Source organism: Streptomyces sp. HUAS 15-9, from assembly GCF_025642155.1.
Taxonomy (GTDB): Bacteria; Actinomycetota; Actinomycetes; order Streptomycetales; family Streptomycetaceae; genus Streptomyces.
Genome location: NZ_CP106798.1, coordinates 5,599,657 through 5,620,612, shown reverse-complemented (window position 1 = coordinate 5,620,612; position 20,956 = coordinate 5,599,657). Strand labels below are relative to the sequence as shown.

Genomic DNA, 20,956 nt, shown 5'->3' with positions numbered 1-20,956 from the left:
CCCCCTCCGGACCCGTCACACCCGCGGCGGGCACGCAGCTCCCCACGACGCACCCCACGGCGAGCGCCGAGGCCCCGACGGCACGACGGCACCTCCGCCCCGACCGGCGAGCCCACGACTGTCGCGCCACCATGGCCGCCTCCTTGGCACCGGGCATCAGGACCGGGAGTTGCTCCCCGGGTGACGGTAGGCGGCAACGACGGTCCGCGACTGCGCGAAGCCACGCGGGTGGGCCATTCGGCGGGTGTGGGCTCACCCGGTCATACGACAGGAGCTCACCCGTTCCGGGTTTCCGGCCGGCCACGATCACGCTCGTGAGACCGGTTCGACATCCATGAGGCCGCGCGGGGACGTTAGGGTGCATGGTTCGTGATCAGTGAGTGACTCGGTGACACTCCCCTCTTCACCTCTTCAACAGCCGCCCTGGAAGCCCTGGTTCATGTCGATCGACCGCAAGTTACGTTCATCACCGCATCACCCGGGGGGCAGGGCAGACGTCATGGCATCCACAACTTCCCCCCTGCGCCGCGGTGTTCTCCTCTGGCTGCTTCCAATGCTGTGGACTTTCGCCCTCGGCCTGTGGGGGCTGTCCCGGCAGGACAGTGTGTGGCGGGACGAGGCCGCGACCTGGCAGGTGGCCCAGCGCTCCACGGCGGAGATCTGGCACATGCTGAGGAATGTCGACGTCGTGCACGGGTGCTACTACCTGCTGATGCATGTGCTGTTCGAGTGCTTCGGGCCCTGCACCACGACACTGCGGCTGCCCTCGGTGCTGGCCATGGGGGTGGCGGCGGGCTGCGTGGCGGTCATCGGCCACCGGCTGGCCGGAGTGTGGGTGGGTCTGGCGGCGGGGATGGCGTTGGGGCTGCTGCCGGCCGTGCAGTTCCAGCTCCAGGAGGGCCGGCCTTATGCGCTGGTCGCAGCCGGGGCCGGAATCTCCACACTGCTGCTCGTGACCGTGCTCCAGAGGCCTGTCCGGACGTCGTACTGGGCCGCGTACGGCGCCACCGTCATGCTGATGGGGCTCCTGAACTGGCTCTCGCTCATGATTCTTCCCGCGCACCTGGCAACGCTGCTCTGGAGCCGGGCCGGGCGCGGAATCCGAATACGCTGGACGGCGGCCGCCGCGGCCGCCACGGCGTGCGTGCTGCCGTTGATCCTGTTCAGCCGAAGCCAGTCCGCACAGGTGTCATGGATACCGCCGCTGTCCTGGCACATGATGATCGGCCCCGTGGTCCTGCTCGCGATCGGCGCGGCCGGCGCCCTGCTGGACCGTCCGCGGACAGGCCGGCTGTCGACGGCCGCCGTCGGCCTGCCGTTGCTGGCGTTGCCGCAGATCGGCCTCCTCGTCCTTTCCCTGATCCAGCCGCTGTTTCTGGACCGGTACATCCTCTACAGCATGCTGGGGCTGGCGTTGCTGATCGGTACCGTCATCGGCAGGGCCGTACAGGCAGCCGGGCCCCGGCTGCCGCGAACGTCGAAGTGGATTCTCCCCTTGGCGGTCGCCCTGGCGATGGTGGCACTGCTGCCGCAGTCACTGGCGACGCGCTCGCCGAAGAGCAGGGTGGACGACGTCCTGGCGATAGCGTCGGACGTGCGGCGGATGAAGGAGCCCGGCAGCGCGGTGCTCTTCGTCCCGTCGGCACGCCGGGACACCAAGTCCGTCTCCCCGAGCGCCTTCACCGGTCTGCGGGACATCGCCCTGACGGAGAGTCCGGAGAAGTCCGGAACGCTGAAGGGTGTGGAGGCGGGCCCGGAGCGCATACGCGCCGCGATGCTGTCCCAGCGACGGATCCTGCTCGTGACGGACTCGGCCCAGGTGGCGAAACCGGTGAAGGGCGACCGGGACAAGACCAAGACCGCCGTACTGAAGAAGTACTTCACACCGGTGGCCGACAAGCAGGTCCGGGGGCGGAGGCTGACGGTGTACGAACGCCTCGGATCAGCTCATCGACCGACCGGCCGCATGTCAGCGGTGATGTCAGCGCCCCATGTGGACGACTCCGGCCCAGTGCGCCGGTGATGTCATGCTGTCCCCCTTCGCCCGCAGGGAAGCCTCGAAGCGGGCGACTCGTGCCTCGAAGGCGTGGGCGAGTGGGGCCGGGAAGCGGGCGGGGGCGCGGCGGTCGGGGTCACGCATCCAGCGCTGGGCGCGGCGCAGCGCCTCGGCGGGCTCGTGGCCGTTGCGCAGGTGGTAGTGGAAGACGGTCATCAGGAAGCCGGTGGTGGCGTTCGTGAGCGGCCACAGCGAGGCGATGACCGCCCCGGCGCGGGCCGCGAGGAACGCCGACGCGACGGTGAAGCCCTCGTCGGGATGGCTGAGGCTGATGTTGCTCGCGCAGCAGGCCAGTGACACGCAGACACCGCGTGGTGAGCGGCCGTCGGCGGCGGGACCGGCCAGGTCGAGCGCGCTGATCTGGTCGATGCGCAGATCGCCGCCCGCGAGGGCGATCCGGGCCCGCCACGACTCGGTCACGTCCGCCATGAGGTGGGCCGCGATGTCCACGACCGCGAACTTGTGCGCTGTGTCCGAGAGTCGGCGCAGCAGCCAGGGGCCGGTGGCCTGTGCCGCGTCGGGTACGGTCGCCTCGGGGTAGACGGCCTCGTGGAGCGTGCTCGTCGCCGCCCAGCCGGCCTGGCCGCCGGTGAGGCCGTTGACGAGCAGGACGTCCTCGTCGGCCCGGACCCGGGGGAGCGTGGACGCGGCGATGAACTGGCGGGCGCCGCACACCGTCGTCGTCACCAGCCGGTCCACCGCCGGTGTTTCCTGGTCCAGCACGGCCGCCGCCCACGGGACGAAGGCGAGTTCGCCCACCGGGACCAGCACCACCCGGTGCCGTCCGTCGGCACGCCGTCCGCAGCGGCTCGCCAGCGTTCGCAGCAGTGGTGACAGCTGGCTTCTGCCGGCCCGTTCCGCCAGGTCCGCGAGCGCGGTCCGCCAGTGCGCGGCGGCGGCGTCCCGCCGCTCCTCGTCCGCCGTCCCCCGGGTGCGGGCCCGCAGGGCTTCCACGTAGTGGGCCAGGGCCTCGTCGTCGCCGGGTGCGGCGGGCAGAGGGACCCACTCGGCGTTCCCGTCCGCCGTGATCAGGACGGCGCCTCGCTCCAGGATGTCCTTGGCCTCCGGCGGCGGGGAGGGCAGCAGATAGACGAGCGCGTGTGTGCCGGTCTCCCGCAGCGCGGCGGCGACGGACGCCACGGTCGGCACGTCCTCGGCGCGGCCATGGCGGTCGGCGTCCAGGACGCGGGCCACCCGCGCGGCAAGCTGGTCCGGGACGCTCAGGTCACGGCCCGGGTCACCGGGCCGGTAGGGCAGGGCGCCGGCCGGTGCCGGGGGCCGCCGCTCCCAGCGGTCCGCGAGGTCGTGCTCGCCGGCGGCGCGCAGCCGGGCGGCGGTGTCGGGGCGCAGCCTGGTCCGCTCGACGATGCTCCGGCCGGTCTCCAGGGCCTGTACCACGTGGTCCCAGGCCCGGTCGTACGCTGCCCAGCGCGCCGCCCGCTGCGCCAGCGCCCCGGCGGCGCGGGCGAGGATCAGGGCGTCGGCGGTGTCCTCCTGTCCCATGACCGTACGGGCGTACTCGCGCAGGCAGTGCAGGGCGATCAGCCGGGACTCCTCGAAGTCGCCCTCGGGGTCGGGCCCGTCGGGGTCCGGCTGGGAGACCCGCGCGGCACGCACCTGGTCGAAGCGGGCGCGGGCCAGTTCGAGCAGCGGGGTCGCTTCGGGCGGCAGCAAGCCTTCGGGCAGGGCGGCGTCGAGCGACTCCATGCGCGTCGACCAGGAGTGGCTGAGGGCGCGCCTGCGCAGTCCCTCGGCGAGCCGCATCGACCCCTCGATACGCAGTTCCCACAGGGGGCCGCTCCTGGCCTCGTCGGCGGCGGCGCGCAGTTCGGCGATCGTGGAGTCGGTGGCCGCGGCTCCGGCCAGGCCGATCAAGCCGCGCAGCAGCCGTGCGAGTCCGGCTTCGGGGTCCGTCGGGTCCGCCGGGCCGGTGAGCGATCGGACGTAGGACAGCAGCCGTTCCTTCGCGTCCCCGCCGTCGCCCGAGACCATCAGCAGCCAGTCGCGCAGCACCAGGATGTGGTGCTGGTCGGTGGTGTTGGGCCGGACGGCGGCGCAGGCCCGCTCCGCCCAGGGCAGCGCCTCGACGGCGAGGGCCGCGCTGTCGCGGCCGGGCAGCTGAGCGGCCAGCGCGAAGCACTGGGCGGCGAACTGGCAGGCGACCGACGTCAGTACCTCGCCGAGCCGGTCCTTCTCCAGCCGGTCCATGGTGCGCCGGACCATCAGGAGCGCCGCGTCCACGTGGTTGACGCCGGGGCTGAGCGGCGTACCGCAGTCGACGTCCTCGCTGCCCGCCCGTTGGTGGAAGACGAGGTGGGACAGCGCCTGGAGCAGCCGCAGCACCACGGCGGCCGGTCCGGTCTGGAGCGTGTCCGACGCGTACCGGTTCAGCAGGGCCAGTGCCTTGCGGCCGTCCGCGATGGAGCCGGTGGTGTGGCTGCGCTGCAGGAGCGAGTGGCTGAGGACGAGCAGGGCGTTGGGCACTGCGGGGTGGTCGGGCGGTACGAGCGGCAGTGCCCGGCTCACGTCGTCGATGACACCGGCGATGGCGTCCTCGGACAGGGAGTAGCGGACGAGGATGGCACGGGCCAGGCCCCGGACCAGCAGGGCGCTGGGGTATTCGGAGTCGCGGGACGGGAGTCCGGCGAGCGCCGTGTCGCACGCCTCGACGATGTCCGGGGCGCGGGACACCGGCAGGAGGCCGGCGTTGACCGCGTGGGTGGCGCCCTCCGCGAACAGCACGGACTCGCGCAGCGCGGCCTCGTCACCCTGGTGCCGGACTCCTTCGAGATGGTCCAGGGTCGCGAGCAGGCCGGCCTTCCCCTCGGGGGTGTCCAGGCGGTGTTCCAGGTTCCACTTCAGCTCGACGCGTGCTTCGAGCAGGCGCAGGGTCCGTGCGGCGGCGGGGTCGATGCCGCTTTCCTCGCGGGTCCGCCGCGCGCGTTCCAGCACCTGTTCCACCCGCCTCGAGGCCATGCCCTCCTCGTCCCCGAGCAGCCGCTGCAGTTCGGTCAGCACGTCCACCGCCGAGAACACGGGCAGGCCCTGGTCGTCGGCCGGGGTCAGCCGCCGTATTCGGGCGAGGACGTACTGCCTGCGGAGCCGGAGCTTGCCCGCCAGCTTCCGGAGTGCGGTGGAGCCGGGTGTGTTCTCCTCGGGCCCGACCTGGGCCCGGAACTCGTGTGCCAGGTCAAGGAGGTCGTCCAGCCCCGCGTGCACCTGGAACAGGAGGTGGAGGACCTCCAGCGGCTCCGGCATGGAGTCGTCCGTGGACAGCGCCGTACGGCCCGGGGCCGGGGCGGCGTCCAGGGACTCGTACGCGTCCTCCAGCAGGTGCAGTGCCTCCAGGCACTCGGTGATCCGGGCCGTGGGACCGCCCTCGGCGCGCTCGCCGGTCAGGCCGCCGGAGTGGAAGAGCAGCAGGGCGAGACTCAGCTGCCGGGTCACCCGGTCGTGGAGCAGGGGCGGCGGGGCGGTGCGGCGGAGCAGGGCGACGGTCCGGCACCGCAGCCGGTGGAGCGGCGCGGGGAGCGGCTCGGCGCGCTCGAAGTGGTCGACCTCGGCGGCGACCCACAGGGCGAGGTCCGTCATCGGCGGTGTCATGCCGGGGCCGTCGGGGCCGACGGCCCAGGCGCGGGCGAGGGTCGCCGCCACGTCCCAGGCGTCGTCCTCGTCCGCGAGCGCTCCGCCCAGCGGCAGGCCGTTGAGGCCGGGGGGGGTGGTGGGCACCGTGTCCGTCATGGCGCCGCCTGGCCCGAGGGGGCCGGTCCAAAGTGGTTCTCGGACTGGTTGGGCAGGGTGGCGGCGGGGGCGGCCGGGGGCGTCGTGAGCGCGGGCGCCGTCGCCGGTTCGGGCTCCGAGGGTACGACGAACCGTGTGTCCGGTGCCTGGAGCCCGCGGCGGCTGAGGTAACCGCTCAGCGCGGTTCCCCGCTCGTGCTCCTCGGCGGGCGTGGCGGGGGCGGGCCAGCCCGCCACCCGGTAGATGTCGGCGCGGGCGGCGACCAGTACGGCCTCCACGCTGTCGCAGTACACGTCGACGGCGGCGCACAGCCCCCGGAAGAGCAGGAACACGGCGAGCGCGGCCCCGAGAGCAGCCGTCAGGAAGGCGCCGAGCACCAGCGCTCCGCCGTCGTCCCGCCACACCGTCACACCCAGGCCCACGGCGGCGACCAGGCAGGTCAGCACCGCCCACAGCAGGTTCTGCCCACGCGTGGTCAGCCGGTCGGAGTCGGCCCGCAGGCGGCCGCTCAGCTGGTCCGGGAGCGCCAGGTCGATGAGTTCCCAGCAGGTCGCGAGGTCCCAGCCGTGCCGTCCGGTCACCCGCTCGGTCATCGCGGCCAGGCTGTTGCCGATACGGGTCGGCGCGATCAGCAACTCCCTCGGGTACCGGCGCCGCCGCCCCCGCGCGCGGTCCAGCGTCAGCCGGGCCAGGTCGGAGGCGGGCCGGGCAGGGGCGGGTGGGGTGGCAGCGGGCTGCGCGGGAGCGCTCGTGCCCTGGGCGACGGGGTCGGCCGCGAGCAGCTTCTTGAACACGCGTCGGTGCCGCCGCACCCGCCAGGCCGTCCAGCGCCCGAGCCCCCGGGCCACCGGCCAGGAGGTCCCGGCGAGGAAGCGGACGACGGGAGCGGAGGCCGCCGCCGCCACGAGTGTGGAGCCCACCGCAGCCGCGATCGCCAGCACCCCGTACACGCACAGGGCGACGACGTCGAAGCGGTTGCCCTGGCACCACATCCCCGCGCTGCCCCGCGCGCCCGCGCAGCCGCGTGTCGGCGGGAGCCAGGATCGCACCGCGAGACCGGCCACCGCCCAGAAGACCAGTGCTCCGCCGCTGATCCGGGCGAGCCAGCTCTTGGCGCGGCCCACCGCGTACGCGCTCAGCAGTTCCAACCGTTCCCCACCCCTCTCGCCCGTCTCCTGCCTCAGGGCAGGCGGTACTCGAGCCGGTTGCCGTGCACCGGGCAGACCTCGATGCCGCTGTCGGTCCAGTCGGCGGTACCGCTGTGGGCCTCCGTACAGCCGTCGCCGGAGGCGTCGATGGCCCCGCAACGCCAGGCGTATCCGTGCGCGAGGGAGGGGCCGGCGGCGGGCGGGAAGGTCGAGGCGAGGTCGTCGTGGGCGCCGTCGAGGCCGTCGTCGGCCGGTCTGTCCTCGGAGGGCGTCACGGAGTCGTTCATTCTCGTCCCTGATCGTCTCTGGCCGTCTGTGACCGTCGGTCTGTGACGGCGGCGGGGGCCGCGCGGCTCGCCGGGAACCGTCCGGCCGTCGCGGGCCGTGGGCCGTGGGCCTCGGCGAATCCATCATGACCTACGAATTGCGTCACGGCACCTCAAATCGCCTACATCGTAATGATCTTGACTCTCCGTCCGATACCGTGTGCTCCTCGCGCACCGCACCTGTGCACGGCACGACATCCGGGGGATGCATGAGCTCTTCGGTGATCATCGACTGGCAACGACTCGCGGCCGAGGAGCACGCCCGGTGCCTGCGCCTCCAGCAGGAGTTCATCGACACGCGCGCGTACGCCCGTCGGCTGGCCCGCCGCTGCGCCGCGACCCAGGCGGTCACCAAGGTCCGTATCGGCGTACCGCTGGTCACCACGCCCGGTATCGAGGAGGGTTCGGCCGCCCTGGCCGAGCAACTGAGCGCGTTACGCACGCGGCTGACCTCCGTGGAGGAGCAACTGGACTGCGCCGCGCGGGGCTTCGCTCGCGAGCGCGCGGCGGCACGTCCCGCGCGACAGGTGCCGCCCCCGCGGCCCGTCCGAGCACCACGGCCGCCGACGAACTCGCGGCGTGGCGCGAACGGGAGAGCACGCGGCAGCGGGCCGAGGCAGAAGCGGCGGCCGAGCGGGCCCGCGCCGAGGCGGCCGAACGTGAGGCCGCGACCATGCTCGCCCGCGCCGCCGAGCTGGCCGAGGCGCTGCCCGACCGGGCGGACGAGGTGCACGACACGGCCCGCGCGGTACTGGTCGGCGCACCCGGTGCCGAGGCCGCCTTCGCGCGGCTCGCCGCGATGGGCCGGGAGGCAGAACGCGCGGCGCGGGCCCGCGAGGAGGCCGTGCTGTTGCACGAGCGGATCGCGCTGGTGGCGGAGCAGGTCGCGGCCGCCCGCGACCCCAAGGCCCCCGCGTACGCCGACACGCTGCGGGCCCAGGAGGCCAAGTGCGGGGACGACCTCGCGCGTCTTGGCGATGTACTGCGGGTCGCCCAGGAGGTGCTCGGCCGGCTCACCGCCACCGAGAGCCGCACCGAGCTCATCGCGGCGGTCCACGCGGCGATGAGCGAGGTGTGGTCCCTCACCGACGCACCCGGCCCGATGACGGCACAGCGGCGCGCGAGCACCGTGGGACCCCACGAGAGCACGGCTTACGCGGGCGACGCGGGACATCCGGCGGACAGCGTCCTCGTCCCCCTCCCGGACACGTTCCCGCACCACGCCGTCAGGTTCGACCTGGACGACGCCGACTCGCTGACCGCGGAGATCGTCCGGATGCCCGGCGGCGACCCGGCGGCGGACCGGGCGGCGCAGGAGCACATGTGCGCCGACATGGACGAGCTGACCGCGCGGCTCGCCGCCCGGGGTTTCGCGAGCACCTGGCGGGAGCAGGCCCCGGCGGGGGCGTTCGCCGCCGAGACCGTCGCTCGCGCGCAGGGCACCAGGGAGGCGACGGAGCGGGCGGAGGCCGAGGCCGCCGCGATCAACCGGGCCCGGTCGGCGACCCGGCGGACGGCGACACAGCGCACGGACCAAGCACGAGGTGACGGATGACCACTCCCGCCGACAGCACTCCCCGCGACGGGCGGACGGCCCTGCCCGAGGCATGGATGCGCGAGGTGGATCTCTCGCTCTCCCTCGCCCCGCATCTCCTGCTCACCGGCAATGTCCGCGATCTCCATCAACTCCCCGTGCCCGAAGGCGCCGTACGGCTGGTGACCCTGCAGGACGTCCTGTGGGAGGTGTGCCGCGCACGGGGGTACGGCGCGCTGCTGACCCTGGACCCGCTGCGCGGGCTGGAGCGCGTGGACGACCCGGAGGACCCGCGCGCACCCGCTCCCCGGACAGAGGACCGTAGGACCGCGGACGCGAGGATCGCGGACCTCCTCAAGAGGTACGAGGGCACGGAGTTCGACTCGGTCGAGCTGCGCGGACTCCTGGTGGCTCTGCACGACCTGTTCAGCGGCGAGGACGGGCTGACCGTGCCGGTCGCCCTCGTGGTGCCCTACGCCGCCCACGCGCTGCCGAGCGACACCTTGATGCGCGCCGACCGCACGCTGTTCACCGCGATCGAGGCACTGGGCCACACGGCCCCCACGATCCCGATGCCGGGCCGTCCGGGGGAGCGGGCCTTCGGGCTCACCCTGATCTGGGTGTGCGAGCAGCAGGACCACCTGCCCTCGGCCTTCCCGGTGGCCAGCGACTCCGTCCGGGTGATCCGGCTGCTGCGCCCGAACCTCGACCGCCGTACGCAGCTCGCGGCCCGCTTCGTCCGCCGCGTGTTCGGCGCCGAGGCGCAGGAGGAGGAGCTGAAGTCGGTCGCGGGGGCCACCGACGGGATGACCGCGCGCCAGGTGCACACGACCGTACGGACCGCCGCCACGCTGCCGCCGGGGCCCACCGTCTTCTCGGACGCGGCCCGGCTGGTGCGGGTGGGCATCACCGACGACCCCTGGGCGGGCGACGCCGTGCGCCGCCAACTCGCCGGCGCCGACGCCTACTTGTCCCGCCGGGTACTGGGGCAGCCGACTGCCGTGCGCAAGACCGTGGACGTACTGACCCGGGCAGCCGTCGGACTGACCGGCGCGCAGTCCTCGGCGGCCCGCAACCGCCCGCGCGGCGTCCTCTTCCTCGCGGGGCCCACCGGTGTCGGCAAGACGGAGCTGGCCCGCGCGGTCACCACGCTGCTGCTCGGGGAGGAGGCACAGCCGGTGCGCTTCGACATGTCCGAGTTCCGGGTGGACGAGAGCCGCCAGCGCCTCATCGGCGCGCCGCCCGGGTACGTCGGTTACGACTCCGGCGGCGAACTCACCAACGCGGTACGGGCGCAGCCCGCCTGCGTGCTGCTCTTCGACGAGATCGAGAAGGCTCACGAACGCATCCTCGACCTGTTCCTCCAGATCCTGGACGACGGCCGGCTCACCGACAGCCGGGGCAGCACCGTGTACTTCTCCGAGTGCTTCATCATCTTCACCTCCAACCTCGGCACCCAGCCGACGAAGGAGGGGAACGAGAAGGAGAACGACCCGGACGCGGCCGTACACCGGGCCGAGGAACTGCTCCAGCAGTTCACCCACAGCCCGGACGCCTACTTCAACCACTTCCGGGCCGCCTACGAGGACTTCTTCGACCGCAAGATCGGCCGCCCGGAGCTGCGCAACCGGCTCGGCGACAACTACGTCACGCTCGGGTTCATCGACAAAGAGGCCGCCAGTAGGGTCCTGGACCGCTCGCTCGACTCGGTGGTGACACGCGTGCGGACGGTCCACAAGACCGAGCTGGTGGTCAGCCCGGACGCGCGTCACGCCCTGATGGACGCTGCCGTGGCCAAGCTGGGCCTCGGGGCACGGGGCATCCTCAACCTCGTGGAGAGCTCGGTGGTCAACCCGCTCAGCCGGGAGCTGTTCCACAGGCCCAGGACCGAGGGCTCCCGGATCACCCTGTCGGACCTCATACCGGAGAACGACGAGAACGACGGCTGGAGACCGGTATGGGACTGACCGGCGAGGAGCGGACCGGAGCGGCTTCGACGGGCCCGGCTCTGCGGGTCAACCGACTGCACCACCCCGTCACGGCCCTGGGCCCGGGCCGTCGGCTCGGTGTGTGGACCCAGGGCTGCTCGGTGCGCTGCGCGGGCTGCCTCGCCCACGACACATGGTCGCCCGGGGACGGCTCTCCCCTCACCCCCGAGGACTTCCGGGCCATCTGGCGGCGGGCGCTCGACCGGGGCGCGGACGGGCTCACCGTGTCCGGCGGCGAGCCGGGCGACCAGCCGGAGGCGCTGACCGCGCTGCTGCGGGCCGCCCGCGACGAAGCGGCGGGCCGCCCCGTCGACCTCCTGGTCTACACGGGCCACCCCCTGAAGGTCCTGGAGCAACGCGCTCCCGAGGTGACCGGCGGCCTCGCGGACACGGTGATCAGCGAGCCGTTCCGGGCCGATCTGCCGACCACCCTGATCTGGCGCGGCTCGGCCAACCAGATCGTCACCCCGCTCACCCCGCTGGGGCGGGAGCGGTACGGCCCGTGGCTGGAGCACCGCCCCGAGCGCGCGCCCATGCAGCTCGTGGCATCGGACACCGACGCCTGGCTCATCGGCGTTCCCAGGTCGGGTGAACTGGCGCTGCTGGAAAGGGCGTTGCGCACAGCGGGCTTCCGTCACGGACAGGTGTCCTGGCGTCGGGGCGGTCGTACCGTCCCCGGCGCCCCACCAGGACCCGCCGACGGACCCCTTGACCCCGGACCTCCCCTCCCCACGCCCGGCCCCGCTCAGAAGGAGAACAACCGGTGAAGTACTACTGCCGGGACGGCGGGCACCCGTGCGCCACCGCCTACTGCGACGAGCACGACTGCGACACCGTGAAGGCCAGGCACCCGCGGGCCACCACACCCCCGCACACCGGACCGGCCGGGGACAGCGGTACGGCGGGTGCGGCCGATCCCATCGACGACCTGCTGCGCGGCGCGGGCGCGGCGGGCGACCAGGAACCGACGCCGGACTCCGCGAGCACGCCGGACGAGGAACAGGTCGAACTCCCGCTCGGCGTCCGGCGCCGCTACCGGCTCCTGGAGATGCTGCCCGCCGAGGCCGCCGTCGGCGGGCGCCTCTGGTTGGCCGCGCCGGTGGACACTCCGCAGGGGATCGTCCTGCTCAAGGTGCACGCGCGCGGCTTCAGGCCGAGCGCGGCGAAGGAACGGCTGCGCAACGGGAGCGCCGGCGTCGTGGAGTGCCTCGACAGCGGGGTGGAGACCCTGCCCGACGGCAGCCGCACCGTCACCTGGGAGGCCCTGCGGCTGCCGGGTGGCGGGACGCTGCGCAAGGCGTTGGACGATGCGCTCGCCGCGCCGGGCGGGCCTGCGGGCCGTCTCGGCGGACTGGTCGAGCCGACCGTCCGGGCCCTGCTGACCGGCCTGGCGGATCTGCTGGAGACCTGGGAGCGCGACTTCGCGGCGGTCCCCGTGAACATCTCGCCGGACACGCTGTACCTGCGCGAGATGGGCGGCACCGAGCTGGTGTTCGCGGACATCGACGGTGCGGCCGTGCTGGGCGAGGAAAGCGCACGGGGTCCGCGCCCGCCGCTGACCCGCTATCTGGCACCGGCCCATCTGGTGCCGCGGGGCCGCTGGGGCGTCCGCGGCGCCTGGGTCAGCGTGGCCGCCACCGTCCATGAACTCCTCACGGGCCGGCCGCGGATCGAGGCGGGCCAGGACCCCGAGGAGCTGACGGACGCCCTTCTCCACGCTCCGGCCGCCGACACGGGCGACCCGCGGTGGGACGACCTGCTCGACCGGCTGACCGGCGGCCGCCTGGGGGCAAAGGAGGTACGGGCCTGGTGCGCGGAGCAGGAGTCCGCGTCAGCCCCCGCCGAGCCGTTCCGGTACGGCGAGCGTGCGTACGACGACCCGAGGGAACTGGTGTCGGCCCTGATCGACTCGGGCGCGAACGGGCCGCTGTGGCTCAGCTCCTTGGACAACACCGAACGGCTCGCCGCATGGCTGGAGTCCATCGCCCCGCAGGCGGACCACAGCCCGCTGTACCGGCTCCTGCGCTCACCGCGTGAACCCTACGCGGCCGATCAGGCCCTGGCGGCGCTCGCGGCGGAGTTCCTCCCGTTCGTCCAGCCGCGTTTCCGGGGCGATGTCATCGACGAGGACGGCCTGCTGGCCCTGGCCGCACGCGAGGACGTCACGGTGCTGCGCGCGGTGCTGGACAGCGGCGTGCTGCGCGGCGCGGCCCGGCAGAACTGCGCCCGGCACGGCGGCGAGCCCGGATGCCCGGTGCTGCGCGGCCTGTCCGACAAGGTGACCAGAGCCCTGGACACGGCCCGCCAGGAGACCGGGCGTACGGCGCTGGCGTTGGAACGCGAACGCGACGACGAGACCGACGAGTTGCGCGCCGACGCGGCCCAGCACCTGGTCCCGGCGGGCCCCGGCTGGTACGACCCGGATTTCGCGCTGTCCACCGTGGTCCGGCTGCTCGTCGACGACGAGCACTTCCTGCGGCACTGCCGCGAGCGCCTGTCGAAGGTGCGGCCCGCCGTGGGCACCCCGCGCTGGTGGAGCCGTCTGTACGACCAGACGACCGAATCGCTGGGCCGCGAACCGACGGGCCCGCTCGGCGCGACGGCGGCGGGACTGGTGGCGGCGGCCCTGGCCTTCGACCGGCAGGTCATGGCGTTCCGCCGCGATCTGGGGCGGGCCCGCCGTATCGACACCCGCCGCCGGCTCAGCCAGGGGGTCCGGCGGGCGGCCCGGAGCCTGGGCTCCCGTTTCTCCCGTTCTGCGGACGACCGCGACCAGGCCCGCACCCGCCGCCGACAGTCCATGGACCTGGCGCACCGCAGACTGCTGCGCCTGAGATGGTTGTGGCTGACGGTGTTCACCATCGGTCTGCTCGACATGATCGGCTACACGACGTACGGCTGGGTGCCCTACACCCAGCCGCCGCCCTCGCCCCCGCACTCGGCGTCGGCCCCGGCTCACCACCCCATTGCGGCGGGCCCCTTCACCGCTTCCGCGATCACCCTGATCGACCAAGGGGGCAAGCACCCTCGCCGTCAAAAGCCCAAGCCGAAACGGAAGCCGGATTCGCAATCGCCCCCGACCTGGCGTTCCCGCTCCCAGCTCTGGCACGAGGCGACCACCGACGCGGCACCGAAGGCGGGCGACCTGGTCACCTCCCTCCACGACGTCTCCGACCAGGTCGTGAAGAACCGGCCGGACTGGATCGAGGACGGAGCGTTCTTCGCGTACGGCTCCCGGCTACCGGATCAAGCCCCCTGGCTGCCGTCCGCAGCGTTCCTGCTGGGCTCGGCCCTGGGCCTGCGCTGGGCGGTCCGGGCGCAGACCCGCGCGCGACGCCTCACCTGCGCCGTCGTGGCCACCCTGACCACCGCGGCCATCCTCTGGCACCTGTGGGCAGACGCCCTGACCCACACCCTCCTGGCCACGTCCTACGCCCTCGACTTCTGGCACGGGACAGCCTGGGTGGTGGTGGTACTGGGCGCCACGCTGTGGCTGTGCGGGGCGCGGGGCGAGACACCGGTGGAGACCCGCGGGACCGGGGGCACCGGGGCGCGCTATGGGTGGTGAGTGACCAGGGAGTGCCGCGGCGGTCCTGGCCGTCAGACGTTGAAGCGGAACTCCACCACGTCCCCGTCCTGCATCACATACTCCTTGCCCTCCATGCGCGCCTTGCCCTTGGCGCGGGCCTCGACGACCGAACCCGTTGCCACCAGGTCGGCGAAGGAAATGACCTCGGCCTTGATGAAGCCCTTCTGGAAGTCGGTGTGGATGACACCGGCGGCCTCGGGAGCGGTGGCGCCCTTCTTGATGGTCCAGGCGCGGGCTTCCTTCGGGCCGGCCGTGAGGTAGGTCTGCAGGCCGAGGGTGACGAAGCCGACGCGGGCGAGGGTGGTGAGGCCGGGTTCCTCGGCGCCGACCGACTCCAGGAGCTCCAGTGCGTCCTCCTCGTCGAGCTCGGCGAGGTCCGCCTCCAGCTTGGCGTTGAGGAAGATCGCCTCGGCGGGGGCGACCAGGGCGCGCTGCTCGTTCTTGAAGTCCTCGTCGATCAGCTCCTCCTCGTCGACGTTGAAGACGTAGAGGAACGGCTTGGTGGTGAGGAGGTGCAGGTCGTGCAGGAGCTCGTTGCGCTCGGTGCCCTGGACGATGCCGTGCGCGAAGAGCGTGTCGCCCTTCTCGAGGATCTCCTTGGCCTCCTCGACGGCCTTGACCTTGGGCGCGACGTCCTTCTTGATCCGCGACTCCTTCTGCAGGCGCGGCAGGACCTTCTCGATGGTCTGGAGGTCGGCGAGGATCAGCTCGGTGTTGATCGTCTCGATGTCGCCCTTCGGCGAGACCTTGCCGTCGACGTGGACGACGTTCTCGTCCTTGAAGGCGCGGATGACCTGGCAGATCGCGTCGGACTCACGGATGTTCGCGAGGAACTTGTTGCCCAGGCCCTCGCCCTCCGAGGCGCCGCGCACGATGCCGGCGATGTCGACGAAGTCGACGGTGGCCGGGAGGATCCGCTGCGAACCGAAGATCTCGGCCAACTTGGTGAGGCGCGCGTCCGGGACGCCGACCACACCCACGTTGGGCTCGATCGTGGCGAACGGGTAGTTGGCCGCGAGCACGTCGTTCTTGGTCAGGGCGTTGAACAGGGTCGACTTGCCGACATTCGGCAGACCGACGATTCCGATCGTGAGCGACACGTTGCGACTTCCCGTATGTGGTGAGGGCCAGGGGGCCAGGAGTCCGGCCGATCCACCAGTCTACGGCGTACCCGGCGGGGCCCCGGCGGCCGCGTCGAACGGTTGGCCAAGCTCTGCCCATCGGCGTGTCTGAGGGGCGATTCCGCACATAAACAGACCTAAGTTGGTCCAGTGGAGCAACACAGGACGCGACCCCCGCAGCACGGACCGCGACGCGGCACCCCGCCGGCGTCATTGCCGCCCCAGGCAAGACGCCGTCCGGAGGGCGTACGACGGCCCTCCCCCGGTCCGGCCCGACCGGTACGGCCCTCGCGGCGGATGCCGAACCCCCGGCTCACCGGACTCGGTGGCGGGCTGTTCTGCGGGGCCGTGATGTTCCTGCTCGGCTACCTCGACCAGCTGCTGTTCGGGGCGTCCCTGACGGTGTACGGCGTGCTGTTCCTGCCGGTGTGCGTGCTGACCGCGCTGTGGGTACGCGGGAGCGATCTGATGATCGCGCCCGTCGTCGTGCCGATCGCCTTCGCCGCGGGGCTGCTGCCCGTCGCGGACGGCAGCGGGGGGACGGCCGGGGAGCTGATGGGCGTGGTGACCGCGCTGGCCACCCAGGCCGGGTGGCTGTACGGGGGGACGCTCATCGCCGGTGTGATCGTGATCGTCCGGAGGATCCGGCTGGTCAGGCGCCGGCGACGGGCGTGAGCGCAACCCGCACCAGCCGCGCTAGCCGTGCTTGGCCGCCCGCATCGCCGCTCCCACGATGCCCGCGTTGTTCTGCAGCTGCGCCGGGACCATCTCCGCCTTGACGCCCTCGATCAGGTGCAGGAACTTGTCGGACTTGCGGCTGACCCCGCCGCCGATGATGAACAGCTCGGGGGAGAACAGCATCTCGACGTGGGCGAGGTACTTCTGGACCCGGCGGGCCCAGTGCTCCCACGTCATGTCGTTGTCGTCCTTGACCTTGCTGGAGGCCCGCTTCTCCGCCTCGTGGCCGTTCAGCTCGAGGTGGCCCAGTTCCGTGTTCGGGACGAGGGCGCCGTCGACGAACACGGCACTTCCGATGCCCGTGCCGAAGGTGAGCAGGATGACCGTGCCCCGGCGGCCTTGGCCGGCGCCGAAGTTCATCTCGGCGACGCCCGCCGCGTCCGCGTCGTTGACGACCGTGACGTCATGGCCGCCCAGGCGGTCGCTGAACAGGGCGCGCGCGTCCGTGTCGACCCAGCTCTTGTCCACATTGGCGGCCGTACGGATCATGGCGCCGCCGGTGACCACGCCCGGGAAGGTGAGCCCGACCGGGCCCGTCCAGCCGAAGTGCTCGACGACCTCCTTGACGCCGTCGGCCACCGCGTCGGGCGTCGCCGGCTGCGGAGTGAGCACCTTGAAGCGCTCCTCCGCCAGGTCGCCCCGCTCCAGCTCCACAGGGGCGCCCTTGATCCCGGATCCACCGATGTCCACGCCGAAGATCTGCATGGCTCTACGTTACGTCGTGCGACTGACAGTCACGTCCTGGGCGGGGTGCCCATCACGCGTCCGACGTACCCGAGCCACCGCGCTCAGCGGCCAGGGACGCCGCCTCCTCGCGCAGGTCGCGGCGGAGTTCCTTGGGCAGCGAGAAGGTGATGGACTCCTCGGCCGCCTTGACGATCTCGACGTCCCCGTAGCCGCGCTCGGCGAGCCACTGAAGGACCTGCTCCACCAGGACGTCCGGGACGGAGGCGCCGGAGGTGACACCGACCGTGGTCACGCCCTGGAGCCAGGCCTCGTCGATCTCGTCGGCGAAGTCCACCAGGTGGGCCTCGCGGGAGCCGGCGAGCTTGGCGACCTCGACGAGCCGCTTGGAGTTGGAGGAGTTGCGGGAGCCGACGACGATCACCAGCTCCGCCTCGGCGCCCATCTGCTTCACGGCGAGCTGACGGTTCTGCGTGGCGTAGCAGATGTCGTCGCTGGGAGGTGAGATGAGCTGCGGGAACTTCTCCTTCAGGGCGTCGACCGTCTCCATGGTCTCGTCGACGGAGAGGGTGGTCTGGGAGAGCCAGACGACCTTGGACTCGTCGCGGACCTCGACCTTGGCGACGTCCTCGGGGCCGTCGACGAGCTGGATGTGGTCGGGGGCCTCGCCGGAGGTGCCGATGACCTCCTCGTGGCCCTCGTGCCCGATCAGGAGGATGTCGTAGTCCTCCTTGGCGAAGCGGACGGCTTCCTTGTGGACCTTGGTGACCAGGGGGCAGGTGGCGTCGATGGTGGCGAGGCGGCCGCGCTCGGCCTCCTCGTGCACCACGGGGGCGACCCCGTGCGCGGAGAACATGACGATGTTGCCGGGCGGGACCTCCTCCGTCCGCTCGACGAAGATCGCGCCCTTCTTCTCCAGGGTCTGTACGACGTACTTGTTGTGGACGATCTCGTGCCGGACATAGATCGGGGCCCCGTACTGCTCCAGGGCCTTCTCGACGGCGATCACGGCGCGGTCCACACCCGCGCAGTAGCCACGGGGGGCGGCGAGCAGGACACGGCGGCCTGGCGAAGCAGTCATGGGAACCATCGTAAGGCCGCGTGCGGAGGCCGAAGATCGGGCCGGGATGTCAGCGGCGGCCGTTAACCTCGGCGCATGGCTGTCAACACGTCCGCGGACGCACCGCTGCCCGTCGGTGAGGTGTCGCGGCTCATCGGGAGCTGGATCGACCGGCTCGGGGCGGTGTGGGTCGAGGGGCAGATCACACAGCTGTCGCGGCGGCCGGGGGCCGGCGTGGTGTTCCTGACGCTGCGCGATCCGTCGTACGACATCTCGGTGAGCGTCACCTGCTACCGGCAGGTGTTCGACGCCGTCGCCGATGTCGTGGGCGAGGGCGCCCGGGTCGTCGTGCACGCGAAGCCCGAGTGGTACGCGCCGCGCGGGCAGCTGTCGCTGCGGGCCGCCGAGATAAAGCCGGTGGGGGTCGGGGAGCTGCTGGCCCGGCTGGAGCGGCTGAAGAAGACGCTGGCGGCGGAGGGGCTCTTCGCGCCCGGGCGTAAGAAGCCGTTGCCCTTCCTCCCCCAGCTCATCGGCCTGGTCTGCGGCCGCGCCTCGGCCGCGGAGCGGGACGTGCTGGAGAACGCGCGGCACCGCTGGCCCGCCGTGCGCTTCGAGGTGCGCAACGTGCCCGTGCAGGGTGTGCACGCGGTGCCGCAGGTGGTGCAGGCGGTGAAGGAGCTCGACGAGCTGGAGGACGTCGATGTGATCATCGTCGCTCGTGGCGGCGGCAGCGTCGAGGACCTGCTGCCGTTCTCCGACGAGCAGCTCGTCCGCGCGGTGGCCGCCTGCCGTACGCCGGTGGTGTCCGCGATCGGGCACGAGCCGGACAACCCGCTGCTCGACCATGTCGCCGACCTGCGCGCCTCGACCCCGACGGACGCCGCCAAGAAGGTCGTGCCGGACGTGGGCGAGGAGTTCGAGCGGGTGCGCCTGCTGCGGGACCGGGCGCGGCGGTGCGTGGGGGCGTTCATCGAGCGGGAGGAGCGCGGGCTGGCCCATGCGCTGGCCCGGCCCTCGATGGAGGATCCGCACCGCATGGTCGACGAGCGGGCCGATCAGGTCGCATCGCTGGTCGAGCGCTCCCGGCGCACGCTCGGGCACCTCCTCGACCGGGCCGACTCCGAGCTGACGCACACGCACGCGCGCGTGGTGGCCCTGTCCCCCGCGGCGACGCTGAAGCGCGGTTACGCGGTGCTGCAGAAGTCCGACGGCCATGTGGTGCGGGACCCGGACGAGGTGGCCGCGGGCGAGGCGCTGCGGGCGCGGGTCGCCGAGGGTGAGTTCTCCGTACGAGTCGATTCTTAGGGTGAGTGGATGACCGGCAAGGTGGATGAGGCGCTCGGCTACGAGCAGGCGCGCGACGAGCTGATCGAGGTCGTGCGGCGGCTGGAGGCCGGGGGGACGACCCTGGAGGAGTCCCTGGCCCTGTGGGAGCGCGGCGAGGAGCTGGCCCGGGTGTGCCGGCGCTGGCTGGAGGGTGCGCGGGCCCGGCTGGACGCGGCGCTGGCCGAGGAGGAGACGGCCGAGGAGGCGGAAGAGGCGGGCGAGTAGCCGTTGGCGCTGGTCAGCTGTGAAGCGGATCACCACGCCCCGGTTTTGGTTGAAGCTTGAACTTTATTGACGTACGTTCGGGTGCGTAAGCAGGTCCGGCCCTTCCCGGACCGGACACGCATTCGAGGAAGTTCACGCATGTCTCTCGTTCTTGACTCCGCCGCCCAGGACCTGCTGTTCCGCGAGGCCCGCACCGCGAACACCTTCACCGACGAGCCGGTGACCGAGGAGCAGGTCCAGGCGATCTACGACCTCGTCAAGTACGGCCCGACCGCCTTCAACCAGTCCCCGCTGCGCATCACCCTGGTCCGCTCCCCCGAGGCACGCGAGCGCCTGGTCCAGCACATGGCCGAGGGCAACCAGGCCAAGACGGCCACCGCCCCGCTGGTCGCGATCCTCTCCGCGGACAACGAGTTCCACGAGGAGCTGCCGGCCCTCTTCCCGCACTTCCCGCAGGCCAAGGACGTGTTCTTCGGCGAGCGCCCGGTCCGTGAGGGTTCCGCCGCGATGAACGCCGCCCTCCAGGCCGCGTACTTCATCATCGGCATCCGCGCCGCCGGCCTGGCCGCCGGCCCGATGACCGGTCTCGACTTCGCCGGCGTCCAGAAGGAGTTCCTGGACGACGACCACACCCCGCTGATGGTCGTCAACATCGGCAAGCCGGGCGAGGGCGCCTGGTTCCCGCGCTCGCCGCGACTGGCGTACGACGACGTCATCACCACCGTCTGACGCGCGACGCAGACACGCAGAGGCCCCCGGCACAGCCGGGGGCCTCTCTCGTACGCGCGGGCACTCACGTCTCGTGGGCGCGGGCGCTCATATCTCGTATGCGCGGGCGCTCACGCCGTCTTCAGCGCCTGCGCCATCTTCGTCAGCTGCGCGAACGACGCCGTACCCGCCACCACCGTCGTGGAACCGGGTGTGTCCTCCAGGACGAGGGCGTCGTAGCGGCCGCCGCTGTAGCGCGTCCAGGTGCGGTCGCCGATCCGCTCGGTGACCTTGGTCGCGCTCGCGCCCTGGCTGGCCTCGTCGATGAACTCGGCGCGCTTCTGAGTCGACTGCTCGACCTGCACGTACTCACCGTCGGGGTTCTGGAAGCCCAGGTGCCAGCGGTCGAAGTTCTCCCCCCGGAAGCGCACGGAGGTCGCCTTCCAGGTGTCCGGCAGCCCCTCGGGCGCGGCCACCGGGTAGGCCGCGGCGCGGCGCGCCGTCAGGAGCTCCACGCGGTAGTCCACCCGCTTGAGGTCGGGAGTGTGGTCGTCGTGCGGGACGAAGAGATAGATCACGCCCGCCGCGACCCCGATGAGGGCCAGGGAGAGGATCATGTCCCGGACCGTCTTCTGCTTGCCGTTCGAACCTGCCACGCCCCCTATCGTCGCAGGTGTCCGTCGCGCTCATCCGTGGGGGGCTCTGCTCATTA

16 protein-coding genes are annotated in these 20,956 nt (G+C 72.3%); 9 read left to right on the top strand and 7 right to left on the bottom strand.

Annotation, left to right across the window (positions count from 1 at the left end; genetic code table 11):
• The first annotated feature begins 553 nt into the window (after window positions 1-553).
• Window positions 554-2,023 (top strand): glycosyltransferase family 39 protein, encoded by a 1,470-nt coding sequence (locus N8I87_RS26050; protein ID WP_263212204.1) that lies wholly within the window; start codon window positions 554-556, stop codon window positions 2,021-2,023.
• On the opposite strand, the gene N8I87_RS26045 is transcribed toward N8I87_RS26050, so the two are convergent.
• From N8I87_RS26045 to N8I87_RS26035, 3 genes are read right to left on the bottom strand one after another with little or no spacing between them, the layout of a single operon-like run.
• Window positions 1,982-5,797 (bottom strand): CHAT domain-containing protein, encoded by a 3,816-nt coding sequence (locus tag N8I87_RS26045; RefSeq protein WP_263212203.1) that lies wholly within the window; start codon window positions 5,795-5,797, stop codon window positions 1,982-1,984. The genes N8I87_RS26050 and N8I87_RS26045 overlap by 42 nt on opposite strands.
• Window positions 5,794-6,945 carry a hypothetical protein gene (locus N8I87_RS26040; RefSeq protein WP_263212202.1) on the bottom strand — a complete coding sequence of 384 codons (1,152 nt, stop codon included), beginning with the start codon at window positions 6,943-6,945 and terminating at the stop codon, window positions 5,794-5,796. The genes N8I87_RS26045 and N8I87_RS26040 overlap by 4 nt, the downstream gene beginning before the upstream one ends.
• A 32-nt stretch (window positions 6,946-6,977) precedes the next feature.
• On the bottom strand, window positions 6,978-7,232 hold the full coding sequence (locus N8I87_RS26035; protein WP_263212200.1) for a hypothetical protein: 255 nt from the start codon (window positions 7,230-7,232) through the stop codon (window positions 6,978-6,980).
• Between the two features lie 712 nt (window positions 7,233-7,944).
• Here N8I87_RS26035 and N8I87_RS26030 point away from each other — a divergent pair.
• Genes N8I87_RS26030 through N8I87_RS26015 form a run of 4 tightly spaced genes read left to right on the top strand, consistent with a single transcriptional unit; the run spans window position 7,945 to window position 14,361 of the window.
• Entirely contained in the window at window positions 7,945-8,826 is an 882-nt protein-coding gene (locus tag N8I87_RS26030) for a hypothetical protein (protein WP_263212199.1), read from the top strand.
• Window positions 8,823-10,772, top strand: a complete 1,950-nt coding sequence (locus N8I87_RS26025; RefSeq protein ID WP_263212198.1) for an AAA family ATPase — start codon at window positions 8,823-8,825, stop codon at window positions 10,770-10,772. The genes N8I87_RS26030 and N8I87_RS26025 overlap by 4 nt, the downstream gene beginning before the upstream one ends.
• Window positions 10,763-11,560 (top strand): 4Fe-4S single cluster domain-containing protein, encoded by a 798-nt coding sequence (locus tag N8I87_RS26020; protein ID WP_263212196.1) that lies wholly within the window; start codon window positions 10,763-10,765, stop codon window positions 11,558-11,560. The genes N8I87_RS26025 and N8I87_RS26020 overlap by 10 nt, the downstream gene beginning before the upstream one ends.
• A complete protein-coding gene (locus N8I87_RS26015; protein ID WP_263212194.1) occupies window positions 11,557-14,361 on the top strand; it encodes a serine/threonine-protein kinase in 2,805 nt (934 codons plus the stop codon). The genes N8I87_RS26020 and N8I87_RS26015 overlap by 4 nt, the downstream gene beginning before the upstream one ends.
• A 32-nt stretch (window positions 14,362-14,393) precedes the next feature.
• Here N8I87_RS26015 and ychF read toward each other — a convergent pair whose 3' ends face one another.
• A complete protein-coding gene (gene ychF, locus N8I87_RS26010; RefSeq protein ID WP_263212193.1) occupies window positions 14,394-15,482 on the bottom strand; it encodes a redox-regulated ATPase YchF in 1,089 nt (362 codons plus the stop codon).
• A gap of 171 nt (window positions 15,483-15,653) precedes the next feature.
• Between ychF and N8I87_RS26005 the strand changes: the two genes are divergently transcribed.
• Window positions 15,654-16,178, top strand: a complete 525-nt coding sequence (locus N8I87_RS26005) for a DUF6542 domain-containing protein (protein WP_263212191.1) — start codon at window positions 15,654-15,656, stop codon at window positions 16,176-16,178.
• A 21-nt stretch (window positions 16,179-16,199) separates the two neighbouring features.
• Here the strand turns inward: N8I87_RS26005 and ppgK are convergent, their stop codons facing one another.
• On the bottom strand, window positions 16,200-16,946 hold the full coding sequence (gene ppgK, locus N8I87_RS26000) for a polyphosphate--glucose phosphotransferase (RefSeq protein WP_263212189.1): 747 nt from the start codon (window positions 16,944-16,946) through the stop codon (window positions 16,200-16,202).
• 52 nt (window positions 16,947-16,998) lie between these two features.
• A complete protein-coding gene (locus tag N8I87_RS25995; protein ID WP_263212187.1) occupies window positions 16,999-18,015 on the bottom strand; it encodes a 4-hydroxy-3-methylbut-2-enyl diphosphate reductase in 1,017 nt (338 codons plus the stop codon).
• A 66-nt stretch (window positions 18,016-18,081) separates the two neighbouring features.
• Here N8I87_RS25995 and xseA point away from each other — a divergent pair, with 66 nt between their 5' ends.
• From xseA to N8I87_RS25980, 3 genes are all read left to right on the top strand, one after another.
• On the top strand, window positions 18,082-19,290 hold the full coding sequence (gene xseA, locus N8I87_RS25990) for an exodeoxyribonuclease VII large subunit (protein WP_263212185.1): 1,209 nt from the start codon (window positions 18,082-18,084) through the stop codon (window positions 19,288-19,290).
• A gap of 9 nt (window positions 19,291-19,299) precedes the next feature.
• Window positions 19,300-19,536 (top strand): exodeoxyribonuclease VII small subunit, encoded by a 237-nt coding sequence (locus tag N8I87_RS25985; protein WP_263212183.1) that lies wholly within the window; start codon window positions 19,300-19,302, stop codon window positions 19,534-19,536.
• A 138-nt stretch (window positions 19,537-19,674) separates the two neighbouring features.
• Window positions 19,675-20,265 (top strand): malonic semialdehyde reductase, encoded by a 591-nt coding sequence (locus N8I87_RS25980; RefSeq protein WP_263212181.1) that lies wholly within the window; start codon window positions 19,675-19,677, stop codon window positions 20,263-20,265.
• A 110-nt stretch (window positions 20,266-20,375) separates the two neighbouring features.
• Here N8I87_RS25980 and N8I87_RS25975 read toward each other — a convergent pair whose 3' ends face one another.
• Window positions 20,376-20,900, bottom strand: a complete 525-nt coding sequence (locus tag N8I87_RS25975) for a DUF4245 domain-containing protein (protein ID WP_263212179.1) — start codon at window positions 20,898-20,900, stop codon at window positions 20,376-20,378.
• Between the last annotated feature and the right edge of the window lie 56 nt (window positions 20,901-20,956).

Coding starts and splice junctions, on each gene's coding strand:
- N8I87_RS26045 (WP_263212203.1), bottom strand. CDS start 5,797: ATGACGGACACGGTGCCCACCACCCCCCCCGGCCTCAACGGCCTGCCG.
- N8I87_RS26035 (WP_263212200.1), bottom strand. CDS start 7,232: ATGAACGACTCCGTGACGCCCTCCGAGGACAGACCGGCCGACGACGGC.
- N8I87_RS26025 (WP_263212198.1), top strand. CDS start 8,823: ATGACCACTCCCGCCGACAGCACTCCCCGCGACGGGCGGACGGCCCTG.
- N8I87_RS26030 (WP_263212199.1), top strand. CDS start 7,945: ATGCTCGCCCGCGCCGCCGAGCTGGCCGAGGCGCTGCCCGACCGGGCG.
- ppgK (WP_263212189.1), bottom strand. CDS start 16,946: ATGCAGATCTTCGGCGTGGACATCGGTGGATCCGGGATCAAGGGCGCC.
- N8I87_RS25980 (WP_263212181.1), top strand. CDS start 19,675: ATGTCTCTCGTTCTTGACTCCGCCGCCCAGGACCTGCTGTTCCGCGAG.
- xseA (WP_263212185.1), top strand. CDS start 18,082: ATGGCTGTCAACACGTCCGCGGACGCACCGCTGCCCGTCGGTGAGGTG.
- N8I87_RS26020 (WP_263212196.1), top strand. CDS start 10,763: ATGGGACTGACCGGCGAGGAGCGGACCGGAGCGGCTTCGACGGGCCCG.
- N8I87_RS25985 (WP_263212183.1), top strand. CDS start 19,300: ATGACCGGCAAGGTGGATGAGGCGCTCGGCTACGAGCAGGCGCGCGAC.
- N8I87_RS26050 (WP_263212204.1), top strand. CDS start 554: ATGCTGTGGACTTTCGCCCTCGGCCTGTGGGGGCTGTCCCGGCAGGAC.
- N8I87_RS25995 (WP_263212187.1), bottom strand. CDS start 18,015: ATGGTTCCCATGACTGCTTCGCCAGGCCGCCGTGTCCTGCTCGCCGCC.